Annotated in this window: 21 protein-coding genes and 1 riboswitch; of the genes, 11 read left to right on the forward strand and 10 right to left on the reverse strand. The window is 57.5% G+C overall.

The genetic code is table 11. The features are described from left to right. Positions 1–44 precede the first annotated feature (44 nt). Positions 45–2,042, reverse strand: a complete 1,998-nt coding sequence (gene tkt, locus ACI77D_RS07190; protein WP_407016306.1) for a transketolase — start codon at positions 2,040–2,042, stop codon at positions 45–47. Between the two features lie 258 nt (positions 2,043–2,300). Between tkt and ACI77D_RS07195 the strand changes: the two genes are divergently transcribed. The 5 genes from ACI77D_RS07195 to ACI77D_RS07215 all read left to right on the forward strand — a co-directional run bounded on the left by ACI77D_RS07195 (position 2,301) and on the right by ACI77D_RS07215 (position 7,301). Continuing rightward, positions 2,301–3,296 carry a metalloregulator ArsR/SmtB family transcription factor gene (locus tag ACI77D_RS07195; protein ID WP_064454495.1) on the forward strand — a complete coding sequence of 332 codons (996 nt, stop codon included), beginning with the start codon at positions 2,301–2,303 and terminating at the stop codon, positions 3,294–3,296. 19 nt (positions 3,297–3,315) lie between these two features. Beyond that, a complete protein-coding gene (gene metK / locus ACI77D_RS07200) occupies positions 3,316–4,506 on the forward strand; it encodes a methionine adenosyltransferase (protein ID WP_064454496.1) in 1,191 nt (396 codons plus the stop codon). Between the two features lie 222 nt (positions 4,507–4,728). Further along, positions 4,729–5,076 carry a hypothetical protein gene (locus ACI77D_RS07205; RefSeq protein WP_407016307.1) on the forward strand — a complete coding sequence of 116 codons (348 nt, stop codon included), beginning with the start codon at positions 4,729–4,731 and terminating at the stop codon, positions 5,074–5,076. Positions 5,077–5,171: 95 nt separating this feature from the next. Further along, complete coding sequence (gene ligB / locus ACI77D_RS07210) at positions 5,172–6,836, forward strand: NAD-dependent DNA ligase LigB (protein WP_407016308.1); 1,665 nt, start codon at positions 5,172–5,174, stop codon at positions 6,834–6,836. Positions 6,837–6,905: 69 nt separating this feature from the next. Next, complete coding sequence (locus ACI77D_RS07215; protein ID WP_064454499.1) at positions 6,906–7,301, forward strand: DUF1090 domain-containing protein; 396 nt, start codon at positions 6,906–6,908, stop codon at positions 7,299–7,301. Positions 7,302–7,307: 6 nt separating this feature from the next. Here ACI77D_RS07215 and ACI77D_RS07220 read toward each other — a convergent pair whose 3' ends face one another. Next, positions 7,308–7,757, reverse strand: coding sequence for a c-type cytochrome (locus tag ACI77D_RS07220; protein WP_407016309.1), 450 nt, complete (start codon positions 7,755–7,757; stop codon positions 7,308–7,310). 129 nt (positions 7,758–7,886) lie between these two features. On the opposite strand from ACI77D_RS07220, the gene ACI77D_RS07225 reads away from it, so the two are divergent. Continuing rightward, on the forward strand, positions 7,887–9,074 hold the full coding sequence (locus ACI77D_RS07225; RefSeq protein WP_064454501.1) for a murein transglycosylase A: 1,188 nt from the start codon (positions 7,887–7,889) through the stop codon (positions 9,072–9,074). A gap of 126 nt (positions 9,075–9,200) precedes the next feature. Here ACI77D_RS07225 and ACI77D_RS07230 read toward each other — a convergent pair whose 3' ends face one another. Continuing rightward, positions 9,201–9,587: an MAPEG family protein gene (locus tag ACI77D_RS07230; protein ID WP_064454502.1), complete on the reverse strand. Its 387-nt coding sequence runs from the start codon at positions 9,585–9,587 to the stop codon at positions 9,201–9,203. A gap of 193 nt (positions 9,588–9,780) precedes the next feature. Between ACI77D_RS07230 and ACI77D_RS07235 the strand changes: the two genes are divergently transcribed. Further along, positions 9,781–11,040, forward strand: a complete 1,260-nt coding sequence (locus tag ACI77D_RS07235) for a sodium:proton antiporter (protein WP_064454503.1) — start codon at positions 9,781–9,783, stop codon at positions 11,038–11,040. A 42-nt stretch (positions 11,041–11,082) separates the two neighbouring features. On the opposite strand, the gene ACI77D_RS07240 is transcribed toward ACI77D_RS07235, so the two are convergent. The 3 genes from ACI77D_RS07240 to ACI77D_RS07250 form a co-directional block, all read right to left on the reverse strand. Next, a complete protein-coding gene (locus ACI77D_RS07240; RefSeq protein WP_407016310.1) occupies positions 11,083–12,945 on the reverse strand; it encodes a DUF3857 domain-containing transglutaminase family protein in 1,863 nt (620 codons plus the stop codon). Between the two features lie 67 nt (positions 12,946–13,012). Beyond that, on the reverse strand, positions 13,013–13,897 hold the full coding sequence (locus tag ACI77D_RS07245) for a formate/nitrite transporter family protein (protein WP_407016311.1): 885 nt from the start codon (positions 13,895–13,897) through the stop codon (positions 13,013–13,015). A 77-nt stretch (positions 13,898–13,974) separates the two neighbouring features. Further along, positions 13,975–14,379: an acyl-CoA thioesterase gene (locus tag ACI77D_RS07250; RefSeq protein ID WP_064454506.1), complete on the reverse strand. Its 405-nt coding sequence runs from the start codon at positions 14,377–14,379 to the stop codon at positions 13,975–13,977. 188 nt (positions 14,380–14,567) lie between these two features. Further along, positions 14,568–14,674: riboswitch (S-adenosyl-L-homocysteine riboswitch) on the forward strand. Between the two features lie 21 nt (positions 14,675–14,695). On the opposite strand from ACI77D_RS07250, the gene ahcY reads away from it, so the two are divergent. Together ahcY and metF are read left to right on the forward strand one after the other, a co-directional pair. Next, complete coding sequence (gene ahcY, locus ACI77D_RS07255; protein WP_221295815.1) at positions 14,696–16,105, forward strand: adenosylhomocysteinase; 1,410 nt, start codon at positions 14,696–14,698, stop codon at positions 16,103–16,105. Positions 16,106–16,272: 167 nt separating this feature from the next. After that, positions 16,273–17,118: a methylenetetrahydrofolate reductase [NAD(P)H] gene (metF, locus tag ACI77D_RS07260; protein WP_064454508.1), complete on the forward strand. Its 846-nt coding sequence runs from the start codon at positions 16,273–16,275 to the stop codon at positions 17,116–17,118. Positions 17,119–17,794: 676 nt separating this feature from the next. Here the strand turns inward: metF and ACI77D_RS07265 are convergent. Genes ACI77D_RS07265 through ACI77D_RS07280 form a run of 4 tightly spaced genes read right to left on the reverse strand, consistent with a single transcriptional unit; the run spans position 17,795 to position 21,153 of the window. Further along, positions 17,795–18,460: an MFS transporter gene (locus ACI77D_RS07265; RefSeq protein WP_407016312.1), complete on the reverse strand. Its 666-nt coding sequence runs from the start codon at positions 18,458–18,460 to the stop codon at positions 17,795–17,797. Next, positions 18,444–20,045 (reverse strand): carbamoyltransferase C-terminal domain-containing protein, encoded by a 1,602-nt coding sequence (locus ACI77D_RS07270; RefSeq protein ID WP_221295816.1) that lies wholly within the window; start codon positions 20,043–20,045, stop codon positions 18,444–18,446. The genes ACI77D_RS07265 and ACI77D_RS07270 overlap by 17 nt, the downstream gene beginning before the upstream one ends. A gap of 14 nt (positions 20,046–20,059) precedes the next feature. Then, a complete protein-coding gene (locus tag ACI77D_RS07275; protein WP_407016313.1) occupies positions 20,060–20,278 on the reverse strand; it encodes a hypothetical protein in 219 nt (72 codons plus the stop codon). Next, positions 20,233–21,153, reverse strand: a complete 921-nt coding sequence (locus ACI77D_RS07280; RefSeq protein ID WP_407016314.1) for a hypothetical protein — start codon at positions 21,151–21,153, stop codon at positions 20,233–20,235. The genes ACI77D_RS07275 and ACI77D_RS07280 overlap by 46 nt, the downstream gene beginning before the upstream one ends. Positions 21,154–22,015: 862 nt before the next feature. On the opposite strand from ACI77D_RS07280, the gene ACI77D_RS07285 reads away from it, so the two are divergent. Then, complete coding sequence (locus tag ACI77D_RS07285; RefSeq protein WP_064454509.1) at positions 22,016–22,807, forward strand: ABC transporter substrate-binding protein; 792 nt, start codon at positions 22,016–22,018, stop codon at positions 22,805–22,807. Between the two features lie 221 nt (positions 22,808–23,028). Then, positions 23,029–24,924: a DEAD/DEAH box helicase gene (locus ACI77D_RS07290; protein ID WP_262666448.1), complete on the forward strand. Its 1,896-nt coding sequence runs from the start codon at positions 23,029–23,031 to the stop codon at positions 24,922–24,924. Positions 24,925–24,927: the final 3 nt, after the last annotated feature.

The raw sequence follows: 24,927 nt of genomic DNA on the forward strand, positions 1-24,927 counted from the left end.
GCTTGCTCGCGAAGGCGTCAGTACAGCCACCTCAATCTACAGCCTTAGTCTTCCAGCAGCTCTTCAGCCTGACCCAGGATGTTTTCCAGGGTGAAACCGAATTCTTCGAACAACGCTGGCGCCGGCGCCGACTCACCGTAGGTGGTCATGCCGATCACGCGGCCTTCCAGGCCCACGTACTTGTACCAGTAGTCGGCGTGAGCCGCTTCGATGGCGATACGCGCGCTGACTTGCAACGGCAATACCGATTGCTTGTAGTCCGCGTCCTGGGCTTCGAACAGGCTGGTGCAGGGCATCGACACAACACGCACCTTGCGGCCTTGCTCGGTCAGCTTGTCGTAGGCCTGAACGGTCAGGCCGACTTCGGAACCGGTGGAGATCAGGATCAGCTCCGGCTCGCCAGCGCAGTCCTTGAGCACGTAGCCTCCACGGCTGATGTCGGCGATTTGCGCGTCGGTACGCACTTGGTGCTGCAGGTTCTGACGCGAGAAGATCAGCGCCGAAGGGCCGTCCTTACGCTCGATGGCGTGCTTCCAGGCCACGGCGGATTCGACCGCGTCGGCTGGGCGCCAGCAATCCAGGTTTGGCGTGGTACGCAGGCTGGTCAGTTGCTCAACCGGCTGGTGCGTCGGGCCATCTTCGCCCAGGCCGATGGAGTCGTGGGTGTACACATGGATCACCCGCTTCTTCATCAGCGCGGCCATACGCACGGCGTTGCGCGCGTATTCCATGAACATCAGGAAGGTCGCGCCGTAAGGCACCAGGCCGCCGTGCAGGGACACACCGTTCATGATGGCGCTCATGCCGAACTCGCGCACGCCGTAGTACATGTAGTTGCCGCTGGCGTCTTCTGCCGAAACACCTTTGCAACCTTTCCACAGGGTCAGGTTGGAACCGGCCAGGTCAGCCGAACCGCCGAGGATCTCAGGCAGCAGCGGGCCGAAGGCATTCAGGGTGTTCTGGCTGGCTTTACGGCTGGCGATGGTCTCGCCCTTGGCCGCGACTTCGGCGATGTAGGCCGAGGCTTTTTCCGAGAAGTCGGCAGGCAGGTCACCGGCCAGGCGACGTACCAATTCGTTGGCCAATTCCGGGAATTCGGCAGAGTAGGCCGCAAAACGCTGGTCCCACTCGGCTTCGGTCGCCAGGCCTTTTTCCTTGGCGCTCCACTCGGCGTAGATGTCGGCCGGGATTTCGAACGGGACGTGGTTCCACTTCAGCGCTTCGCGGGTCAGGGCGATTTCCGCGTCACCCAGTGGGGCGCCGTGGCAGTCTTCTTTACCTTGCTTGTTCGGCGAGCCGAAACCGATGGTGGTCTTGCAGCAGATCAGGGTCGGCTGCTCGCTTTTGCGCGCGGTGTCGATGGCGGTCTTGATTTCTTCCGGATCGTGGCCGTCAACGTTGCGGATCACTTGCCAGTTGTAGGCTTCGAAACGCTTCGGGGTGTCATCGGTGAACCAGCCTTCGACTTCGCCGTCGATGGAGATGCCGTTGTCATCGTAGAAGGCAATCAGCTTGCCCAGGCCCAGGGTACCGGCCAGGGAAGCGACTTCGTGGGAAATGCCTTCCATCATGCAGCCATCACCGAGGAACACATAGGTGTGGTGGTCGACGATGTTGTGGCCAGGGCGGTTGAACTGCGCGCCCAGCACTTTTTCAGCCAGCGCAAAGCCAACCGCATTGGCCAGGCCTTGGCCCAGGGGACCGGTGGTGGTCTCGACGCCTGGGGTGTAGCCGAATTCCGGGTGGCCCGGGGTGCGGCTGTGCAGCTGGCGGAAGCTCTTGAGGTCATCAATGGTGACGTCGTAGCCGGTCAGGTGCAGCAGCGAATAAATCAGCATCGAGCCGTGGCCGTTGGACAGCACGAAGCGGTCACGGTCGGCGAACGACGGGTTGCTCGGGTTGTGTTTCAGGTAGTCACGCCAAAGTACCTCGGCGATATCCGCCATGCCCATCGGGGCACCGGGATGGCCGCTGTTGGCTTTTTGCACGGCATCCATGCTGAGGGCACGAATGGCGTTGGCACGCTCACGACGGCTGGGCATCGCTGATCTCCTGGGGTTTGAATATAGAAACCGAAAAAAGGACCGGCATTTTCCCTCAGCCACCGCCTGCGGGCAATGACAGATAGTCACTTGACGGTGTTTTTCCTGCGCATTGCACGGCAATCGCTTGCAGAAACGCCCCACGGCTTCGTCTAGAGGTAATAGCGGCTGCTTATAACCGCCACTTATCGACCAATATCAAAACTTTTTGATATTGGCCTTGCAGGGATTTACACCCATCACTAGACTGCTGGCCTTATGAACCTACCCGTGCCCTCCCTGCGTCCCGACGACGGCGATGAGCTGGCTGCCTTATGCAAGGCCGCTGGTGATCCGTTACGCCTGAACGTACTGCGCGCACTGGCCAACGACTCCTTCGGGGTACTGGAACTGGCGCAAATCTTTGCCATTGGCCAGTCCGGCATGAGCCACCACCTCAAGGTACTGGCCCAGGCCGAGCTGGTAGCCACCCGCCGCGAAGGCAATGCGATTTTTTACCGCCGTGCCCTGCCCCACACCGAGCTGCTCGGCGGCAAGCTGCACAGCGCTTTGCTCGAAGAAGTCGACAACTTGAGCCTGCCGGCGGATGTGCAGTCGCGCATCGGCCAGGTCCACGGACAACGGGCCGCCGCCAGCCAGGACTTTTTCTCTCGGGTTGCCGAAAAGTTTCGCGCCCAGCAGGACCTCATCGCCGGTTTGCCGCAATACCGCGAAAGCGTACTGGCGCTGTTGGACAAGCTGAGCTTCAGTCATGAGGCGACGGCGCTGGAAGTCGGACCTGGCGACGGCGGTTTCCTGCCGGAACTGGCGCGCCGCTTTCAGCAGGTGACGGCGCTGGACAACAGCCCGGCGATGCTCGAACTGGCGCGCCAGCTGTGTGAGCGCGAAGCCCTGGGCAATGTCAGCCTGCAGTTGGCAGACGCGTTGAATGACACCAGCCTGCGGGCCGATTGCGTGGTGCTGAACATGGTCCTGCACCATTTCGCCGCCCCCGCCGACGCCCTCAAGCAGATGGCAAACTTGCTGCAACCCGGCGGTAGCCTGCTGGTCACAGATTTATGCAGCCACAACCAGAATTGGGCCAAGGAGGCCTGCGGTGATCTCTGGTTGGGTTTTGAACAGGACGATCTGGCCCGTTGGGCCACCGCTGCGGGACTCGTTCCCGGGGAAAGCCTCTATGTAGGTTTACGTAATGGTTTCCAGATCCAGGTCCGCCATTTTCAGCGGCCGGCTGGCGACACTCACCATCGGTAAATATCAGGAAATCATCGAGATGAGCGAATACTCCCTTTTCACCTCCGAGTCCGTGTCTGAAGGGCATCCGGACAAAATCGCCGACCAGATTTCTGACGCGGTGCTGGACGCCATCATTGCTGAAGACAAGTTCGCCCGTGTGGCGTGCGAGACTCTGGTGAAAACGGGCGTGGCGATCATCGCCGGTGAAGTCACCACCACGGCCTGGGTCGATCTGGAACAGATCGTCCGTGACGTCATCACCAAGATTGGCTACAACAGCTCCGACGTCGGCTTCGATGGCGCGACCTGTGGCGTGATGAACATCATCGGCAAGCAGTCCCCCGACATCAACCAGGGTGTGGACCGCGCCAAGCCTGAAGATCAGGGCGCCGGCGACCAGGGCCTGATGTTCGGCTACGCCAGCAACGAAACCGACGTGCTGATGCCGGCACCGATCACCTTCTCGCACCAACTGGTGCAGCGCCAGGCCGAAGCACGTAAATCCGGCGTACTGCCATGGCTGCGCCCGGACGCCAAGTCCCAGGTGACCTGCCGTTACGAAGGCGGCAAAGTCGTGGGCATCGACGCCGTTGTACTGTCGACCCAACACAACCCGGATGTGTCCTACGCCGACCTGCGCGAAGGCGTGATGGAGCTGATCGTCAAGCACGTGCTGCCTGCCGAGCTGCTGACCAAGGACACCCAGTTCCACATCAACCCGACCGGCCAGTTCATCATCGGTGGCCCGGTGGGCGACTGCGGCCTGACCGGCCGCAAGATCATCGTCGACAGCTACGGCGGCATGGCCCGTCACGGCGGTGGCGCGTTCTCGGGTAAAGACCCCTCCAAGGTTGACCGTTCCGCCGCCTACGCCGGTCGTTACGTGGCCAAGAACATCGTTGCGGCCGGCCTGGCCGAGCGTTGCGAAATTCAGGTTTCCTACGCTATCGGTGTGGCTCAGCCTACGTCGATCTCGCTGAATACCTTCGGCACCGGCAAGATCAGCGATGAAAAGATCGTCAAGCTGGTGCGTGAGATCTTCGACCTGCGCCCTTACGCGATCACCACCATGCTCGACCTGCTGCACCCGATGTACCAGGAAACCGCAGCCTACGGCCACTTCGGTCGTACCCCTGCGCAGAAGACTGTCGGCGACGACACCTTCACCACGTTCACCTGGGAAAAAACCGACCGCGCCAACGACCTGCGTACCGCTGCAGGCTTGTAATCACCCGCGGTACACAAAGCCCCGCAGGGTAAAACCTGCGGGGCTTTTTATTGGCCGGGTGATTAACCGGCTGATATTCACGTTTTTGGATCCAAAACCTTGCAGGCCAAATAATGGCCCTCTAGAATCCGCGCCCTCTCGGGCGCTTCACCTTATTTGGATATTGCACTGCGCCAGCCCGGGGCCGATAAGCGCGCAGGCAATCGAACATTGAGGTTTTTCATGCGCATCTCCACGCTCGTCCCTGCCGCCCTTCTGCTCAGCCTGTTCACCCTGCCGGCCCAGGCTGCCGACCTGAGCGCACTGGGTGGCGCCCTGAGCACCCAACTGGGCAGCAAGTCCGGTGATTGCCAGCAACAAGCCAAAGACCTGCAAACCAAGATCGATACGGCCGAGGCCAAGAACGACATGCTGAGCGTGAAGGCTTTTAAAGCGGCACAAGAGCAGGTCAACAAAGGCTGTAACAAACTGGCTGAGTCCCAGGCCAAAGTCGACGCCAAGCAGCAAACACAGGAAGCCAGGGTGGATAAGAACGACACGGTGAAGGCCTTGGGCGGTCTGTTCAAGTAACTCGAAACACCCGGTAAAAAGCCCCGCAGCGTCGGGGCTTTTTTGTGGCCGCATGGATCACTTAGGCTGGGCGCCCCTTCCGAGCAAGGATGCTCATGATGCGTTTACTGATTGCTCTTTTACTCAGCGCCCTGCCTTTTTTGGCCTGGGCAGACGATTGCCCCGAGGAAGCGCGATCACAGGTCGACACCTTGGCTGAACAGATAAAACTATGGGATGACAGCTACCACCGGCTTGGCCAATCCCCGGTCAGTGATGAACTCTATGATCAGGCTCGCCACCGCCTGGCTCAGTGGAGAACGTGTTTTACTCAATTAACCAAAGCCACCGACAACCCATTGGCCAGTTCACGGGGCACGCGGGCTCACCCGGTCGCGCATACCGGCCTGGAAAAGCTGGTCGATGAAAAGGCTGTCGATGAGTGGCTCCGAACCCGACAAGACGTATGGATTCAACCCAAGGTCGACGGCGTTGCAGTGACGCTGGTGTATCACCGGGGTCGGTTGAGCCAACTCATCAGCCGAGGTGACGGCCTGCTCGGCCAGGATTGGTCAGCCGCCGCACGCAAGCTCCCCGGCATTGTCCAGCAACTGCCGGAGCCGACCGATCTGGTGTTGCAAGGCGAACTCTATTGGCGCCTTGACGATCATGTGCAGTCAGCACACGGCGGGGTAAGTGCCCGAAGCAAGGTGGCAGGGCTAATGAATCGTCGCCAGCTGAGTGACGCCGACGCCGCTGGAATCGGCTTGTTCGTCTGGGCCTGGCCCGACGGCCCGGCAGACTTCACCACGCGCCTGGCCACCTTGGCGCGCTGGGGTTTTGCCGACAGCCGTCGCTACAGCCAGCCCATCCAGAACATGACTGAGGCCGCGCACTGGCGCAGCTACTGGTACAACCATCCGCTGCCCTTCGCCAGCGATGGCGTGGTGTTGCACCAGGCGTTGCACCCGCCCGCCAAACGCTGGCAGGCCGGAACGCCTTACTGGGCGATCGCCTGGAAGTACCCGGTCACCAAGGCGCTGGCGCTGGTGCGCAAGGTGCACTTCAAGATCGGCCGCACCGGGCGCATTACCCCCATTCTGGAGCTGGAGCCGGTACGGCTGGACGATCGGCAAATTCGCCGCGTCAACGTCGGCTCCCTGAAACAGTGGCATGCGCTGGATATCCGTCCTGGCGATCAGGTCTCCATCAGCCTTGCCGGCCAAGTGATTCCCCGGTTGGACCAAGTGATCCTGCGCAACAAGACAAGGGTGGCGGTGCAGGTACCGGATGCGCGGGACTTCCACGCGTTGAGCTGTTGGCAACTGGACCCCGGTTGCGAGGAACAGTTGCTCGCCCGGCTGACCTGGCTGAGCAGCAATCAAGGCCTGTCCTTACCGAATATAGGGCGCGAAACCTGGAACGCATTGATTCAGGCCGGTCTAATCGCAGGCTTTCTCGATTGGTTGACCCTGGATGCGGCAGAGCTTGCTAACATTGACGGCTTCGGTGAACGCAGCCGTGCCCGTGTGCTCGACAGCCTTCAAAGCGCTCGGCAACGGCCCTTTGCGCAATGGCTCAAAGCGCTGGGTGTACCGCCTTCGGCACGCAACGATCTGGAGGGCGGCTGGCAGGCCCTGGCCGCCAGAGATGTCCAGGCCTGGCTGGCTACCGACGGTATTGGCCCGGGCCGCGCGGCGCAATTGAGCGCTTTTTTTCGCGACCCGCAAGTACAAGCATTAGCTGAAACATTACGTGTGGCCGGGATTGACGGGTTTTAAGCCCCGCCCGGCCACTTTTAACCCCGGCAGAATTCACCCTGCCAACCGATTGCGACCTTGGAGCCTTACATGAAATTTCTAGCCCCACTAGCCTTGTTGACCGTCGCAAGCTTCATGACCACGCCGCTGCTGGCCGCCGAAGAAGTCCCGGAACTTACCGGCTGCGCCGCCAAACGCCAAGCCATCAGCGCCCAGATCGAACAGGCCAGGACCCATGGCAACAGTGAGCAGCAAGCCGGTCTGGAAAAAGCCCTGAGCGAAGTCACCGCCCACTGCACCGACGCGTCCTTGAGGAAAGAGCGCGAGAACAAGGTGCTCGACGCCAAACATGAAGTCAGCCGCCGCCAGGCCGACCTCGACAAGGCAATGAAAAAGGGCGATGCGGACAAGATCAACAAACGCAAAGACAAGCTCGCCCAGTCCCGCAAGGAACTGCAGGACGCCGTAGAAGAACTCGACAAGTAAGACCGGTCAGTGATCCCGAAACTGTTTATGGCAGGCTGTGCAGGCATCTTCGACCTTCTGCACCGCCGGCCCCAGGTTGCCGGCCTTGTAAGGTTGCACTTGGCTTGCGATCACCAATTCACCGGTGGCCGCTTCAAGGTTTCGGGCCAACTCCTGGAAGCGTGCCTGCTGTTGCCACACGTTGTCCTTGGCGCTGGTGTGATCTTCTTCACGCACGCTCGGGAAATGCTTCCACGGTTCGTGGGACAAGGCATCGAGCTTGACTGCGCCTTCGGCGAACTTGGCGCCGTCGAACGGGATACGCCCACGCAACATGCCGCCCAGGTCTTCGCCGGTTTTGAGCATCTGCTTAAAGATTGCCTTGCGTTGGCCCAGGGGCGAATTCGGATCGACACCGCCGCAAGCGGACAAGGTCAGGCAGGCCAGCAATACCACGGTCAGTTTTTTAAAAGTCATGATGGCTTCAAGGTCACGGGAAACGGCGGCCAGTATCCTCGCCCCGCCCGTAAAGACCAATAGCCCTATTAATAATAAGGGTTGCCTGAATGCGCCACGGCGCGGGCAACCGCTTCAGGAATTGCTTGTATGACTATCACGTTGAAACCCTGGAGCCGCCGCCTGGCGCTGGCTCTGCCGATGCTGGCGTTGTTGGCCGGATGCGATGGCGGTAAAGAGGCCCACAAAAAAGATGAAGCGGCCAAACCCCATGCGGTCGCCACTTATGTGAGCGCACCGTGGGAAGCCCTGCCAGCCGTCTCCGACAGCGATCTGCTGGCCGGGTTTGAATCCTGGCGCAGCGCTTGCCAACGCCTCAAGGCCGACCCGGTATGGGGCGCCACCTGCGCAGCAGCAGCCACCGTGCCGGGTGATGCCGTGGCGGTTCGCAGTTTTCTCAAGGAACGCCTGGATGTATTCGGCTTGCGCTCGGCCGACAACACGCCGAACGGTCTGATCACCGGCTACTACGAACCGGTCTACCCCGGCAGCCTGACCGAAACCGCCACGGCCCATGTGCCGGTTTACGGTGTGCCGGATGACCTGATCATCGTCAACCTGGAAAGCATCTACCCGGAACTCAAAGGCAAGCGCCTGCGCGGCCGTCTCGAAGGCCGTGTACTCAAGCCCTATGACGATGCCAGTACCATCAACGGCCAGGGCTCCACGGCCAAGCCGATTGCCTGGCTGACTAACCCGATGGACCTGCAATTCCTGCAGATCCAGGGATCGGGGCGCATTCAACTGGCGGGCGGGCGTCAACTGCGCGTCGGTTATGGCGACCAGAACGGCTACCCTTACCGACCGATCGGCCGCTGGCTGGTCGAGCAAGGCGAGCTGAAAAAAGAAGACGTGACCATGGGCGCCATCAGCGCCTGGGCCAAGGCGCACCCGCAACGCATCCCGGAACTGTTGGCGAGCAACCCCAGCTACGTGTTTTTCAGCGCCCGCCCGGACAGCAATGAAGGCCCGCGTGGTTCGCTGAATGTGCCGCTGACGGCGGGCTACAGCGTGGCAGTGGATCGCAAGGTGATTCCGCTGGGCAGCCTGCTGTGGCTGTCGACCACCCAACCCGATGGTTCACCCATCGCACGCCCTGTCGCCGCGCAGGACACGGGCGGCGCCATCACCGGCGAGGTGCGTGCGGACTTGTTCTGGGGCACAGGTGATGCAGCGGGTGAATTGGCCGGGAACATGAAGCAACAGGGACAGATCTGGATGTTGTGGCCCAAGGGTGCAGTGTTGCCGCAGGTGCCCGACGCACCCGCCGGGACCTGAAGACCACTGAAGATCAAATGTGGGAGCGGGCTTGCTCGCGAAGGCGGTGTATCAGCCAGCACAACTGATGACTGACCCGCCGCCTTCGCGAGCAAGCCCGCTCCCACAATGAAACCGCGTCAGCCTTTAGATCGAGACAAAGAAGAAACTCGCAATCAACGCCATGCCCACGAACCACACCAGCGAACGCAGCATCGCCCAGTCCGCCAGGTAGCAAATGATGTACAGCAGGCGGCTGGTGATAAACAGCACTGCCAGCACATTAATGGTCACCAGCGACGCTGTACCGGCCAGGTGCGCAATGATCACCGCCGCCGCAAACGCAGGCGTCACTTCAAAGCTGTTGAGCTGTGCGCTGTGGGCGCGTTTGGCGAACCCTTCGAGGGTGTCCAGGAAAGCGCGCGGGTCATGGTTCTGGCGCGGCCCAAACTTGCCGCCGCTGAACTTGGCCAAACCCGTGCACAGGTAAGGCAGAAACATTGCAATCAACACACACCAGAATGCCACCGTCATCACAGATTCCTTTTGTCGTTTTAGTCAGCGGTTAGAGTTTTAGCACTAAAAATGCGAAGCCGCACTTACCCGCTATGAGCCGTGCCGTACCGAAAGGTTCTACCCGCCTTTTGCTGCGTGGTTTGCAACATCCCGCCACGGCTGCGGTCCATCCCCCCATTAACAACCTGTCACTCTCCTCCAAGGACCCCGGATGCTTGAACTTGTCGCCGCCTTCATCTGCCTCACCACCCTGCTCACCTACGTGAACTTCCGTTTTATCGGCCTGCCGCCCACCATCGGTGTGATGGTCACGGCCCTGCTGTTTTCCCTGATCCTGCAAGGCCTGAGCGTTATCGGCTACCCCGGCCTGGAAGCGCGTATCCAGCAGTTGATCGGCCAGATCGACTTCGGCGACTTGCTGATGAACTGGATGCTGTCATTCCTGCTGTTCGCCGGCGCTTTGCACGTCAACCTGAATGACCTGCGCAGTTATCGCTGGCCCATCGGCTTACTCGCAACCTTCGGCGTATTAATCGCCACCGTGGTGATCGGCAGCCTGGCGTACTACATCTTTGCCCTGTTTGGCTGGCACGTGAGCTTCCTTTACTGCCTGTTGTTCGGCGCGTTGATCTCGCCTACCGACCCGATTGCAGTGCTGGGTGTGCTGCGAACCGCGAACGCCTCGAAACCCCTGAAAACCACCATCGTCGGCGAGTCGCTGTTCAACGACGGCACGGCGGTTGTGGTGTTCACCGTGCTGCTCGGCATCGCACAGTTGGGCGAAACGCCAACCGTCGGCGCCACCGCCATGCTGTTTGCCCATGAAGCCATTGGCGGCGTGGCATTTGGCGGGCTCATCGGCTACCTGGTGTACCTGATGATCAAGAGCATCGAGCAGCACCAGATCGAAGTGATGCTGACCCTGGCCTTGGTCATTGGCGGCTCGGCGATGGCCAGCGAACTGCACGTTTCCGCACCGATTGCGATGGTGGTGGCCGGGCTGATCATCGGCAACCTGGGCCGCAAACTGGCGATGAACGACATGACCCGGCGCTACCTGGATGGTTTCTGGGAACTGCTCGATGACATGCTCAACGCTCTGCTGTTTGCGCTGATCGGCATGGAGCTGCTGCTGTTGCCGTTCAACTGGCTGCACGTATTCGCCGCCAGCTTGCTCGCCGTAGCGATCCTGCTGTCACGCCTGCTGACCGTGGCCCCGGCGATTCTGTTGCTGCGCCGCTGGCGCACGGTGCCACGCGGCACCATCCGCATTCTCACCTGGGGTGGCTTGCGTGGCGGGGTTTCGGTGGCACTGGCCCTGGCCCTGCCGCTGGGCCCGGAGCGCGACCTGTTGCTGAGCATCACCTACATCGTGGTGCTGTCGTCGATCCTGTTGCAGGGCTTGAGCATCGGTAAGCTGGTCAAACACGTGACCAAAGATGAACCGGCCCCGCAAGCCGACGCCCACTGATAGACACGGGCGGCGAACTCATTTCGCCGCCCGCGCTTGCGCCTAGAGGGTCTGCACAATGATCTGGCTTTTGAGGTCGTTGAACATCGCATCGATCATCGGCTGCATCGTCTTGAACCATTCAGGACTGCACACGGCTTGCGGGTGGCTGAACGCCAGGGTGCGGGAAACCAGCACGGTATTGCCGCTGCGCTCATAACTGGAGTCGTAGCTAACATCCGCGCCCTTGAGCGAAACGGCCTTGGGCAATGCCAGAATGTTCACCGATGCGGGAAACTCGAAGCGGGCGTTTTCGATGCTCTGACTGGTGAAACAGGTGAAGTTCTGTGCCCGTACCTTTTCTGCGGACAGCGCCTGTACATCTTGGGAGATGAGGCTTCCCAGGCGGCTGAGGGCCTGCACGCCAATCGGCCCCGGCAGGTTGACAAGGTTTTCGGTATGCCCGGCCAACGTGGTCTTGAAGCTGGGCGCATTACTGTCCAGAGCATCGGTTTGCAGCGTGCCGCTGCCCGACTGCCCATGGGCACGCAGGGTTTTCTGGATGAGCTGCTCACGCTCCCCAGGCTCGAAAGACTTGATCCCAAAGCGCATCGATTCCGTACGCCACCCTTCGGCGAGTGAGGTCTGGGTAAAGTCAGCCGCGCCTTTGTCATCAATTTTAAACACCAGCTCGGTGGACAGCCTGCCAAGCTGGGTCGCCGGGGTGCGCCCCAACTCGCCGGTACGGGTCAACAGCACCGGCTTGTCCAAATCCGGCGGCGGCAAGTAACCCGGCGCGATGGAACTGGCGGTGGAGTCCAGGTACAGATCCAGGCTGGGCACATAGGTAATTGCATGGTTTATCACCCCTAACGCCGCCACCGCGGGCAAGGTGTAGGCATTGCCCAGGTTGATCAGCGCCGGCGAGCTTTCGATAGCGACCGCCTTGAGCATGGCCTCCAGCAACGCCACATGGTCCTTGCAGTCGCCGTAGCGATTGTCCAGCACCGACTGCGCCGAGTGCGGCACCACGCCACCGGCTTCGATGTACACCGCCACGTAACGAATGTTCTTGCGCACCCAATCACTGAGCGCCAAGGCCTTGGCCCGCGGCGTCGACAAACCGGCAGTGAGTTCCCGCGCCAGCTCAATGATTGGCGGTGTTACCTCGACCGTGGCACGTGCCTCATAGGCCTTGGCCAGCGCGCTGTAGTTCGCGAAGGTCGAGACAGCGAGAAACTGGCCATAGTCGGTGTAGGCCACTGCACTTTGTTCAGGTCGGGCTTTGTCCGTTGGCACATAGTCCCAACGATACACCTTGCGCCCTGGTGCGGCGGCCGGCGCGGAGGTCTTGAAACCGCGCGTATCGGCGTATAAGGGTTTGTCTGCCGGCAGGTCGTAGGTCAGGCTGTAACCCTCGGTCGGGTTCAAGCTCGTGGTAGCGAAGTCGGTAAACTCATCAGGAAACAATGCGGTTTTGCGTGTTCGTTTGTAGCGCAGGCTCAAGCGATCGCCGACAGCGACCTCAGGGAAAATCACGACCTTAACCCGCGAATCCTGAAACATCGGCGCGCCCGCCGAAGCCCGTTCCTGTTGCTCCTTGATCTGCTGCGCGCTGACCACCACCTTGCGCCCGTCCGGCTTCTGGGTGAATGCCTCGACAATCTCCAGCGTGTCCAGGGAGCGGTTGTAACCGAAGCCCTGCTGGGAAGTGCGCCGGATGGCACGTTCTTCGTTGATCAGCACGACCTTATCGGCCTCCAGCACGTAACTGCCGTCGGCGTTGATTACATAATGCTGAGTGTTCTTCTCGATGGTGACGGAGCGATCCGCCGCATCATCCTTGGCCTGCGCCGTAGCGAACACACCCACCGCCACAACCAGCGCGCACCACCTGTGCACGCGCAAAAAAGGGAAAGCCCGCATAAAGATCCTTCTTTAAATGAATGGAAAACCGAGCAGCGACTTTGCCATTCATTTATGACGAACCGGCTTACTGCTCCTTGTTGACCTGTTGGGGGTGGCGCGGGTCTGCGTTCTTGCCCGGCAGGCTGCTTTCGCTGCGAATCTGCGCATGGCTGATCAGCGCAAAGATAAAACTGCCACCGATGATATTGCCCGCCAGGGTCGGCCCGGCAAATATCAGCCAGAAGTCCTTCCAGGGCAGTTCGCCGGCAAACACCAGGTACGACACCTCGGCCGAGCCAACCACGATGTGGGTGAAATCCCCCAGCGCCATCAGGTAGGTGATCAGGATGATGATGAACATCTTCGCGCTTTCCATGGACGGGATCATCCACACCATGGTGGCGATCATCCAGCCGGAAATGATGCCTTTGGCGAACATCTGGCCAGGGTCGTTTTCCATGACCTTGCGGCCAATCTCAAGGAAGGCCATATCGGTCTTGGTGTCGAAAATCGGCAAGTGCAGCATCACATACGCCACCAGCAAGGTGCCACACAGGTTGCCCACCAACACCACTGTCCACAGCCGCAACAGGCGCCCGGCATTGGCCAGCGTCGGTTTGCTCATCACCGGTAGCACGGCCGTCAGGGTGTTTTCGGTGAACAGTTGCTGGCGCGCCAGGATGACGGCGAGAAAACCCGCGCAATAGCCGAAACTGGCAATCACCTTGAATGCTTCACCCTCGGGCAGGCGCGAGTTGAGCAGCCCCATGCCCATCAACGACAGGCCCATGGTCAGGCCGGCCGCCAGCGCCGACCACCACAGCGCCGCTACCGTGCGCTCCAGCTCCTGATCGCCCTGGGTGCGAATGATTTCATGCAGAACCGCCGCGCGGGGCGGTTGGTTCTTGTCGACGTCGTGTTGCTCTTCCTGCGACAAGTTGGGGGTCTTGCCGTCTTCTTGCGTGGCCATGGGCGTACCTGAACAGGGGGGTGTTATTCAGGTACGACCTGTCGCCCATCAATAGCGTTCACTGGCCAGCGGCAGTATTAATCCTTGATGCCGTCTTCCTGGAACTGATCCTTCACGTACTTGATCTCGGTACGCCCGTGGGGCGCCGGCAAACCGTCTTCACCGAGGTTGACGAAGACCATTTTTTCCACGGTCAGGATGCTTTTGCGGGTGATCTTGTTGCGCACTTCACAGGTCAGGGTAATGGAGGTGCGGCCGAACTCGGTAGCAGTGATGCCCAGCTCGATAATGTCGCCCTGGCGCGAGGCGCTGACGAAGTTGATTTCGGAGATGTACTTGGTCACCACACGCTGGTTGCCCAACTGGACAATGGCGTAGATGGCCGCCTCTTCGTCGATCCAGCGCAGCAGGCTGCCGCCGAACAGGGTGCCGTTGGGGTTGAGGTCTTCGGGTTTTACCCATTTGCGGGTGTGAAAGTTCATGGTGGGAGGGCTCCGGGGGGGTGAACGATAGAGTTGCCCTCCCAGCTTCAAGTTTCAAGCGGTAAGCTTCAAGTTAAAAGCCGATTCGCTCTTACTTACCGCTTACCGCTCGAAGCTTGCCACTAGCCGGTTAAAGAAAGCTATAATCGCCCCCGATTTCAGAACGGCTACTACCGTTCTCCCGCCACCTGTCCGAGGGGCGCTGCAGCAGGCTCGACCTGTCAGGCTCGGATGGGGCGTTGTTGGGCCTGGTTCACCTGGCCTGATACTAAACGCACAACGGCGCCCATTCGCACACTACGAATGGAGGCTCTTCATGAGCGCTGTAATCACGCCTGCAGGTTTTACCGACTACAAAGTCGCCGATATGTCCCTCGCTGCCTGGGGCCGTCGCGAAACCTTTATCGCCGAATCCGAAATGCCTGCCCTGATGGGTCTGCGCCGCAAGTACGCCGCTGAGCAGCCGCTCAAAGGCGCGAAGATCCTCGGCTGCATCCACATGACCATCCAGACTGCCGTGTTGATCGAAACCCTGGTTGCCCTGGGTGCCGAAGTACGTTGGTCGTCCTGCAACATTTTCTCGACTCAAGACCAGGCTGCTGCTGCTATCGCTGCTGCCGGTATCGCGGTTTATGCCTGGAAAGGCGAGACCGAAGAAGAGTACGAGTGGTGCCTGGAGCAAACCATCCTCAAGGATGGCAAGCCATGGGACGCCAACATGATCCTCGACGACGGCGGCGACCTGACCGAGCTGCTGCACAAGAAGTACCCGCAGATCCTCGACCGCGTCCACGGCGTGACCGAAGAAACCACCACGGGCGTACACCGCCTGCTGGACATGCTGGCCAAGGGCGAGCTGAAAATCCCGGCCATCAACGTCAACGACTCGGTGACCAAGAGCAAGAACGACAACAAGTACGGCTGCCGTCACAGCCTGAACGATGCCATCAAGCGCGGTACCGACCACCTGCTGTCGGGCAAGCAAGCCCTGGTGATCGGCTACGGTGACGTGGGCAAGGGTTCGTCCCAGTCCCTGCGTCAGGAAGGCATGATCGTTAAAGTCTCCGAAGTTGACCCGATCTGCGCCATGCAAGCCTGCATGGACGGCTTCGAAGTGGTTTCGCCGTTCATCGATGGCGTCAATGACGGCACCGAAGCAAGCATCGACAAAGCGCTGCTGGGCAAGATCGACCTGATCGTGACCACCACCGGTAACGTGAATGTTTGCGACGAGAACATGCTCAAAGCCCTGAAAAAGCGTGCCGTTGTCTGCAACATCGGTCACTTCGACAACGAAATCGACACCGCTTTCATGCGCAAGAACTGGGCATGGGAAGAAGTGAAGCCACAGGTGCACAAGGTTCACCGCACCGGTGCTGGTGATTTCGACCCGCAGAACGACGACTACCTGATCCTGCTGGCTGAAGGCCGCTTGGTGAACCTGGGCAACGCTACCGGCCACCCAAGCCGCATCATGGACGGCTCGTTCGCCAACCAGGTACTGGCGCAAATCTTCCTGTTCGGCCAGAAGTACGCCGACCTGTCGCCAGCCCAGAAAGCCGAGCGCCTGACCGTGGAAGTGCTGCCGAAGAAACTCGACGAAGAAGTGGCCCTGGAAATGGTCCGCGGCTTCGGCGGCGTAGTGACTCAACTGACCAAGACCCAGGCCGACTACATCGGCGTGACCGTCGAAGGTCCGTTCAAGCCGCACGCTTATCGGTACTAAGCAGCTGCAAGCTTTCAGCTACAAGCGGCAAGAAAAAGCGTTTGTGCTGAGGGCTTGTCACTTCCTCGCTCTTTAAGCAGCTATTGGCTGTGAGCTTCAAGCTACAAGAACGGCACGCCGCCCTCTTGCAGCTTGAAGCTTGCAACTTGCAGCTGGAGACCTCCCCCATGTCCCAAGACCGTCGCTACAGCTTCGAGTTCTTCCCGACCAAGACCGATGCTGGGCATGAAAAACTGATGGCGACTGCTAAGCAGTTGGCCAGCTACAACCCCGACTTCTTCTCCTGCACCTACGGGGCCGGCGGCTCGACCCGTGACCGCACGATCAACACAGTGCTGCAGCTGGAAAGCGAAGTCAAAGTTCCCGCCGCTCCGCACTTATCGTGCGTGGGCGACAGCAAGGCCGACCTGCGCAGCCTGCTGACCCAGTACCAGCAAGCCGGCATCAAGCGCATCGTCGCCCTGCGTGGCGACCTGCCGTCCGGCATGGGCATGGCCAGCGGCGAGCTGCGTTACGCCAATGACCTGGTGAGCTTTATCCGTGAAGAAAGCGGCGATCACTTCCACATCGAAGTGGCGGCTTACCCGGAGATGCACCCCCAGGCGCGCAATTTCGAAGACGATCTGCAGAACTTCGTGCGCAAGGCCAACGCCGGCGCCAACAGTGCGATCACCCAGTACTTCTTCAACGCCGACAGCTACTTCTACTTTGTCGAGCGTGTACGGGCCATGGGTGTAAACATCCCGATCGTGCCGGGCATCATGCCGATCACCAACTACAGCAAGCTGGCGCGCTTCTCTGACGCTTGCGGTGCTGAAATCCCACGCTGGGTGCGCAAGCAACTGGAAGCCTATGGCGACGACGTCAAGAGCATCCAGGCGTTCGGCGAGCAGGTCATCAGCGAGATGTGTGAACAATTGCTGCAAGGTGGCGCACCAGGGCTGCACTTCTACACCCTGAACCAGGCTGAACCTAGCCTGGCCATCTGGAACAACCTCAAGCTGCCACGCTGAGACTTGCCCGATTGCGGTGCATTTAAAACAAAAGGCCCTCGCATTGACGAGGGCCTTTTTGTTTTAAATTTGATCAGGCAACTTTGAATGACAGGAGATTCGCCGGGTGATCGTTTGACTTTGCACTAACTGACAGGTGCGTGCGCTTGTTTTCTGTACACATATAAATAGACCGCAATTGACACTGATGCCGTTAAAAATGCCATGCATGCAGCCACAACAAAAGGTGCTGGGCGACCACCTGCGATGATTAGCACTGATCCTAAAGAAGGCCCCATTATAACGCATAGTATTTGGAGGCTCCTGAAAGACATGGATACTCTTCCGATATTGTCAGAAGGGCATAATTGCTGAAGGATTATATTTGAAGATATTATTAACGCCTCATAGCCGAAGCCATTCAAAAACCAAACCAGCGGATAAAGATGGGCTCTTCCAGGCACTTGGAAAAACACTAAAGCTGCTGTCAGGATTAGTGCTGCAGAGAAAATAACTAATGCGCTTGAACGAAGTAGAATCTCATCGATATTGCTCCACTTGAACTTCATCAGCAGTGCGGCACCTATCGCGCCTCCGGCTGTTGCGGAGACGATTACTGAAAAATTAACTGCAGGTAAACCTTCATAGGCTAGAAAGGACGCCAAATGCGGGTCGTAAATCCCTAAAGCCAGCGATGTCAGTAGGGAGTAAAAAAGCCTATGCGTAGTTGAAAGGGCAAGGCATTGAATATAGAGAGTCCTCTTGTGATGTCGCGATAGAGTGGAAGGGCTTTCGTAGAGGTGTCAGCCATTTGCGTTCGGAACGCCAGGCAAATAGACCTTAAAAGTGGAAAGGTTAATAAAACGGCGGCAGCCGACAAAAAGAACAAATCCTTAGGTGATAAGACAGCCGTTAACACGCCTGCTAGTAACGGTGCAAAAATTTTTGAAGACTGATCAAATACACTGACGTGGCTGAAAAAAGATTTGCGCTCTTCAGCAAGTATCAGTTGCCGAACCATAATGGTTATCGAAGGGAAGTAAAATAAGTTTGACACGCCTTTGAAGATGACGAAAAACAAAAAGCTCTGAAGGTCTGGAGACACTGCTAGCGCTACGGTAGACAGTGTGCGGAGTAAGGCGCCAAATACTAGCGTTTTTCTTACGTCATATCGATCTATCAGGGTTCCTACAATAGGACCTAGCAACAACATAGGGGCACCTAGGCAAAAAGCCAGGAACGCTATTGATGAAGGAGAGGCATGCCATAGATAAACGGGAACCGTGAAAATCAAAAATATATCAAGCCATAGTGAAAGACTGGATAGCGCTTGCACGCAAATAAGCTTACTTGACGTTTTCATTATGCCGATCTGAATTTAGAAAAAGTTTGTCTTCAAATACGAATCCGTCGAGCTCATGTTCACTGGCAAATCGATACAGGTCGCTCAACCTATTTATAAACCCGCGCCCGTTAAAATTTAGGGAGGTGTTACAAAGTACGCCGATTCCTGACACATCACGATAGGCGCTTAGCAACTGATGCATACGAAGATTCTGCGATTTATTGATTGATTGAGGACGCGCTGAGTTATCAATATGCGTCACCGCAGGAATGCGGGCTGAAATAACTTTGCGGAATTCCAGCATGAAAGGTGAGGAGTTAGACGGGCAGAAGTATTCGGCCATACATTCTTCTAAACATATCGGAGCAATAGGTCGAAACCCTTCGCGCTTCTTAATTTTATTCAACCTAATGAGATTTTCTCTAGGGTAGGGCGCCGCTAATATAGAGCGATTTCCCAGGGCTCTAGGACCCATTTCATATCTGCCGTGCACCCAACCTAATATGCAGCCTTCATTAAGCAATCTCGCTACACGTCGAATATCATAAGGCTCGCCAATGAAGATACCTGTGTTATCTGTGTCAGTGTGCGAGGGCTCACCTGCATAGGGTGACCACGTTATCTTGGCAAGTCCCTTAGTATGTAATAATGCATCAATCGCAGTTCCAATTGCACATCCACTGTCGTTTGTACACGGAGGAATAAACACATCAGAGAATAGTTTTGTATCCTTCCATTTGGAGTTCCAGTCACAATTCAATCCGCATCCGCCAACAATTAATAAAGGGGCATCATCAAAAACTATTTGCTGTGCAAAATTACGAAACAGATTAAAAATTGCGTTTGAAAGGTGATGTGCAAGTGATGCAAGTCGAGGGTCATTAAGTCCAATATTGTAATATATGCTGTTTTGGAATTGGTGCTTATGATACTTCCTAAAGTCCGTGTTTTTGTCGATCAGTGTCGCTATTATCTGCCTGGCGTCCTCATCAATATCACTATTTTCTCCATAAGCAGCCAGTGCCATGAGTTTGCCCGCATCACTTAAGCGAATTTGTCCTGCTCCAAGATTAAAAGTAGGATCTGCGAGCGCGTATAAAAAAGCAAATCTGTCACCAGGGTTTTCAAGTACAACGCCTAAGTTGGTAATATTCACGTTTTCATCGATTCGATAGAATGCGCCGAAATAGCCCTCCCAGAGTAACGCGTAGCAAGGCTGTCCCTGTGGAAAAGGTGAAAGCCCGTATCCACATAAAAGGTGAGAGCGCTCATGGGAGGATGAAAAATAAGTAATATCCTGACCAAACATTGAGCGTGTTTGGCTGATGATCTTATTCAATCCAGAATAACCTGCACCAATGGCATCACCTTCTGAGTTCAATCCTCTACTCCACCCACTCTGAGCCACTATGTCTACGGGTTTGCTGACCATTTGAAAAATTTTCAACAGTGCGTCAGGCGTCACGCTTGAAAAACGAAGGCCATTATCCTTTTCTGCTTCTATAGAAAACGCTAAGTGATCACCAACAATTAGGGCTACCGCCCCGTCATGTCCATCTTTAAGACCAAGAATTACAGAGTCATCATTTTTTACATTAATCATGCTCAGCCCCCTCGTCAGATTCCGTCTAGTAGCTCTCTAACTTCTGTGGTGTACGAACTACCCGTACCATGTCCCGCACCCACCAAAAAAATGACTTGTTCCGAGGGAAGGTTGACCTCTAAGAGTTCATTTATTTCTTTGTCATGAAAGTAGCCGGTCAACCAAGGATGTAAGCCAAGCGCGGTGATTAATAAATTCGCAGTTTGTGATAAATGTCCGACGTCCAGCAGCATTGGGCGATAGGCACGAGAGTGGGGGTATTTCCACCAAAGCTTGTCAAAACGAGAGGTAAAAAAATAGCGAATGCTAAATTATTTGCCCAGTGCTGGCCGCATAAATAAGTAGATATTACTTCGGACGGAAGGTCACGTACCTTCTCCAGAATATGCTGTTCGCTTATATAATGATAAATGCCAGGTGCAAGATCCTCGACATTTCGCACCCATACATAACCCTCCGTCGCCTGTAAGCCTCCAGCTGAAGGCGACGTTCTTCTGAAACCGAATTTTTGAGCGCCAAGTGGAGCGTCGTAATCGGTCTCCTTTTTATCGGCTAGCGTTCCATACAGTATGGTCGCCAGTGATAATATTGGTACCGAAGTATCAAAAAACTCTCGACAAGTATGGCGCGACAGAAGAGTCTCCCAAAGGCTTGCTTCTTTAATCGCTGAGATATTTGGAGGTGGCAGTAATGTTTTTTTGCCTCCTTTTATTAAAGAAATATTTGGTTCGTTATTATGAATTGACTTGCAAAAATCTAAGTAGCTTTTAGCATATTCGATGTACATATCAGGCTTGTCTGGGGTTGGCGAATTCGGGTGAGATGTCCCAATATGGAATATTTTTGATAGCACGTCCCAGCCCCATTCATCGGTTGGTTTCACTTCAGACAGTACCCCGCAGGAGTCTATGGATATGTCATCGGTTGTATCCGATACGAAATCGCCTGCGGAAAAATTCACTAGCCGCTCAAACTCTCTCGTGCTTATTTGATATTGGACGTGATTTCTATAGTCCCACAAGTAAGCCGCACCATCTTTAAGCACAAAAAATATATCTATTGAGAGCCACTTTTTTTTCGCAGTACACATAGCCGCCTGACCACCCATTAGTGAGGTTCATTTTAGTGGCTGCCTGAGCCGAAGCCCAGGCGGTACATCATTATTTCATGGCTAGTTTTCTACTATCAGAAGCTTCGACAGCGCTACCCCCATAGTTGGGGATGAATTTATAGCGGGGTACAGTCACCGTCTTAATTGAGAAGTGAGGGGTCTGGTACGCGTCGTTTGACTGATTGTTAAGCGTCGGCTCTATAATTACACGTTTCATATATAGCTCCTCAGGATTATTGCATTCGCAGATGTGCGATGCACTCAAACCGTATGAGGGCCTATTATGATTGTCAATTTCATTTTCTTGAATTGTATTGTTTTTCAGTTGGATTTTAGTGTATTTTTGTAGGAGCTTATCGGATTGTTCTGATTGGTATTTCCTACATTTCGCTCCACCGTCGACTTATAAAAATACTGATTAATACACAAGACTGTAATATCCAGTTGCATATACGCCAAAGTTCAGTTGTCGTTGTGGCACGCATATTTTTCTTCGCGGATGCTCAATTTAGAGAGTTTAGTTGGAGACACCCAGTGCGGCGCATGGAAGGTCTACGTTGATATTGACCTGCATCTGGGGTTTACCCTTGCGGCTGTGAACGCCATGCGTACTGTGTATTACGCGTTATGAAGCGTTCTGTACTGAGGGTGATTCTTCAAAAATCCGGCCGATTTTTCAGGGAACGATGTACCAGCATTCTTCAAAATGTGAGCAGAACGCCAGGGTAAACTAAGCCTCAAGCGTTAAGAAAAGCCCGCAGCGATGCGGACTTTTTTTGTCGCTGTGTCCACATCAACTTGCCCGCGAATGCTTGTCCCAGAGCTTCTCTTTAGCGAAGGAGCATCGTAATCTCAGGGTATGCCCGTCATTCTCAAGTTGTTGACCGCTGCGCTTTTTACTTGCCTGAGCCTCACCGCCTACGGCGAGAAACTACGCATTGTCACTGAGCCCTGGGCGCCTTATGTCTACGACGAAAACGGCAGCATGCGCGGCCTGGACTATGAAACCACGGTGACCGTGTTCCAGCGCCTGGGTGTCGATGTGGAGTGGCAATTCCTGCCCTGGAAACGCTGCCTGGCCATGCTCGACCAGGGCCATGCCGACGGTGCGCTGGATATTTTCCACAGCCATGACCGCGACGCCCAGCTGCTTTACCCCAGTGAGCCGCTGTCGGAAGTCGAGTTCGTGCTGTTCTACGCCAATGCGCGACCACACTCCGCCGAAAGCATCGATGACCTGCAGGGGCTGACCGTCGGCATTTCGCCGGGCTACCTCTATGGCGACGCCTTCAGCGAATCGACCCTGTTCAACCGCGAGCCGGCCGCCAGCCACGAGGCCAACTTCGGTAAGCTGTCATTGGGACGTATCGACCTGGTCATCACGGATCGCCGGGTGGGCCAGCATGTGATCAAGGCCATGGGCCTGGAAGGCAAGGTCAGCCAGGCGCCCTTCGTGGTCAGCCGCCAGCAGCAATTTCTCGCCGTACGCCGTGGCGCGGGCATGGACCTGCTGGTGCAACGCTTTGCGGCCGAGCTCAAGCGCTTCAAGCAAGAACCGGCCTACGCAGCCTTGAGCGCCAAATATGGCGGAATCCAAGCCATTACGGCCTCCGAACACACCGTTGAGCAGCAGGAAAGCAGCGCGCAGTGATTGCTCTGTTATACTCCGGCCTTTCCGCCAGGCTCACGCCCGGCCGCTGAGGTCTTGAAAAAGGCACCTAACCCCGCTACTGCGCAGCTTTCAGCCCGCGCGAGCCGGTGGAGTGCCCGCCAGACGCAGCAGGACCGGACGGGGTTGCGCTCCCCTAAGCGCCATTCACGCCCGGCAAGATTATCCCTTTGGGCCAAGCCCTAACTAAAACAGGATTACTCATGTCCTTTGCTTCCCTCGGTCTCTCCGAGGCTTTAGTCCGCGCCATCGAGGCAGCGGGCTATACCGAGCCTACTCCGGTGCAACAGCGGGCCATTCCCGCCGTGTTGCAAGGTCGCGACCTGATGGTTGCGGCTCAGACAGGTACTGGTAAAACCGGTGGTTTCGCCCTCCCGATTCTGGAGCGGTTGTTCCCCAACGGTCACCCGGACAAATCCCAGCGTCACGGCCCGCGCCAACCGCGCGTACTGGTCCTGACCCCTACCCGCGAACTCGCCGCCCAAGTGCACGACAGCTTCAAGCTGTATGCCCGCGACTTGAAGTTCGTCAGCGCCTGCATCTTCGGCGGCGTCGGCATGAACCCACAGGTTCAGGCCATGTCCCGCGGTGTTGACGTGCTGGTCGCCTGCCCGGGTCGTTTGCTCGACCTGTGCGGCCAAGGCAGCGTTGATTTGTCCCACGTGGAAATCCTCGTGCTGGACGAAGCCGACCGCATGCTCGACATGGGCTTTGTCCATGACGTGAAAAAGGTCCTCGCCCGCCTACCGGCCAAACGTCAGAACCTGCTGTTCTCGGCAACGTTCTCCAACGACATCACCGCCTTGGCCGGCAAGCTGCTGCACAACCCGGAGCGCATCGAAGTCACGCCGCCGAACACCACGGTCGAGCGTATCGAGCAACGCGTATTCCGCCTGGCCGCCAGCCACAAGCGTTCCCTGCTGGCGCACCTGATCACCGCCGGCGCCTGGGAACAAGTGCTGGTGTTCACCCGTACCAAGCACGGCGCCAACCGCCTGGCCGAGTACCTGGACAAGCACGGCCTCACCGCTGTCGCCATCCACGGTAACAAGAGCCAGAACGCGCGCACCAAAGCCCTGGCCGACTTCAAGGCCGGTGAAGTGCGCATCCTGGTCGCCACCGACATCGCCGCACGCGGCCTGGATATCGACCAACTGCCACACGTGGTCAACTTCGAGCTGCCAAACGTCGACGAAGACTACGTGCACCGTATCGGCCGTACCGGCCGTGCCGGTCGCTCGGGTGAAGCCATTTCCCTGGTCGCACCGGACGAAGAAAAACTGCTGAAAAGCATCGAACGCATGACCAAGCAGAAAATCGCCGACGGCGACCTGATGGGCTTCGATTCCAGCACCGTGGAGGCCGAGAAGCCTGAAGCGCGTGAGCGTCCGGACGTGCGTAACCCACGCAACCCACGCGGTCCGAAGGGCGATGGCCCGAACGGCGGCGGTGGTGGCGGTGGTCGTCGCGACAAGGGCAAAGACAAGGGCGGCAAAGAAAAAGCGCCTACCAATGGCCGTGGCGAACGCCCAGCCCGCGAGCAGAAGCCACGTGAAGGCACCCCGGCCCGCGAACAGCGCCAGCCGAGCCAACCACCACGCGCCACAGCTGATCGTGCCCCGGACGAATTCCTCGACGATGACGTGGATAACTTCGGTAACCGCGTTGACTACGTGCCTCAGGCCAAACCGGCTCAAGGCCGTGGCCGCCGTCCGGGTGCTCCGGCACCGGCTGCAGGTGCAGGTGCAGGCGCTCCACGTGGCGGCCAGCCACAGGGCGGTCGTCAGAACGGTCCACGCAACAGCAGCGGCGGCACCACTGGCACCCCACCTGCCAAGCGCAGTGGCCCGCGTAATGGCGCGCCGCGTGACGGTCAAGCCCGTCGCGAAGACTCGCGCAGCAGCAACAACCGCCGCCCGGCCCGTGACGATCAGCCACGCGCGTCCGAACCTGCCGTGCAGAACCCGCGCGGTGGCCCGGCGCCGAAAATCATCCACAAGGAGTCGAAAGCTGATCGCTTCCCGACACCCGAGCAGTTGGATCAACTGCCAGGCCGTCCTCGTGGTGAAAAACCAGCGCTGCTGACCCGCAACCGCTGAGTG

The sequence above is a fragment of the Pseudomonas sp. O39 genome (assembly GCF_045447295.1).
Taxonomy (GTDB): Bacteria; Pseudomonadota; Gammaproteobacteria; order Pseudomonadales; family Pseudomonadaceae; genus Aquipseudomonas; species Aquipseudomonas antarctica_A.

Excerpts from the sequence above, each read along its gene's own strand:
- ACI77D_RS07225 (WP_064454501.1), top strand. The coding sequence starts at position 7,887 with ATGACTATCACGTTGAAACCCTGGAGCCGCCGCCTGGCGCTGGCTCTG.
- ACI77D_RS07275 (WP_407016313.1), bottom strand. The coding sequence starts at position 20,278 with ATGCTGCTGGACGTCGGACATTTATCACAAACTGCGAATTTATTAATC.
- ACI77D_RS07265 (WP_407016312.1), bottom strand. The coding sequence starts at position 18,460 with ATGAAAACGTCAAGTAAGCTTATTTGCGTGCAAGCGCTATCCAGTCTT.
- ACI77D_RS07195 (WP_064454495.1), top strand. The coding sequence starts at position 2,301 with ATGAACCTACCCGTGCCCTCCCTGCGTCCCGACGACGGCGATGAGCTG.
- ACI77D_RS07270 (WP_221295816.1), bottom strand. The coding sequence starts at position 20,045 with ATGATTAATGTAAAAAATGATGACTCTGTAATTCTTGGTCTTAAAGAT.
- ACI77D_RS07280 (WP_407016314.1), bottom strand. The coding sequence starts at position 21,153 with ATGGGTGGTCAGGCGGCTATGTGTACTGCGAAAAAAAAGTGGCTCTCA.
- ACI77D_RS07290 (WP_262666448.1), top strand. The coding sequence starts at position 23,029 with ATGTCCTTTGCTTCCCTCGGTCTCTCCGAGGCTTTAGTCCGCGCCATC.
- ACI77D_RS07285 (WP_064454509.1), top strand. The coding sequence starts at position 22,016 with ATGCCCGTCATTCTCAAGTTGTTGACCGCTGCGCTTTTTACTTGCCTG.
- ACI77D_RS07205 (WP_407016307.1), top strand. The coding sequence starts at position 4,729 with ATGCGCATCTCCACGCTCGTCCCTGCCGCCCTTCTGCTCAGCCTGTTC.
- ligB (WP_407016308.1), top strand. The coding sequence starts at position 5,172 with ATGATGCGTTTACTGATTGCTCTTTTACTCAGCGCCCTGCCTTTTTTG.
- metK (WP_064454496.1), top strand. The coding sequence starts at position 3,316 with ATGAGCGAATACTCCCTTTTCACCTCCGAGTCCGTGTCTGAAGGGCAT.
- ACI77D_RS07240 (WP_407016310.1), bottom strand. The coding sequence starts at position 12,945 with ATGCGGGCTTTCCCTTTTTTGCGCGTGCACAGGTGGTGCGCGCTGGTT.
- ACI77D_RS07230 (WP_064454502.1), bottom strand. The coding sequence starts at position 9,587 with ATGACGGTGGCATTCTGGTGTGTGTTGATTGCAATGTTTCTGCCTTAC.
- ACI77D_RS07235 (WP_064454503.1), top strand. The coding sequence starts at position 9,781 with ATGCTTGAACTTGTCGCCGCCTTCATCTGCCTCACCACCCTGCTCACC.
- ACI77D_RS07220 (WP_407016309.1), bottom strand. The coding sequence starts at position 7,757 with ATGACTTTTAAAAAACTGACCGTGGTATTGCTGGCCTGCCTGACCTTG.
- ACI77D_RS07250 (WP_064454506.1), bottom strand. The coding sequence starts at position 14,379 with ATGAACTTTCACACCCGCAAATGGGTAAAACCCGAAGACCTCAACCCC.
- tkt (WP_407016306.1), bottom strand. The coding sequence starts at position 2,042 with ATGCCCAGCCGTCGTGAGCGTGCCAACGCCATTCGTGCCCTCAGCATG.
- ahcY (WP_221295815.1), top strand. The coding sequence starts at position 14,696 with ATGAGCGCTGTAATCACGCCTGCAGGTTTTACCGACTACAAAGTCGCC.
- metF (WP_064454508.1), top strand. The coding sequence starts at position 16,273 with ATGTCCCAAGACCGTCGCTACAGCTTCGAGTTCTTCCCGACCAAGACC.
- ACI77D_RS07245 (WP_407016311.1), bottom strand. The coding sequence starts at position 13,897 with ATGGCCACGCAAGAAGACGGCAAGACCCCCAACTTGTCGCAGGAAGAG.
- ACI77D_RS07215 (WP_064454499.1), top strand. The coding sequence starts at position 6,906 with ATGAAATTTCTAGCCCCACTAGCCTTGTTGACCGTCGCAAGCTTCATG.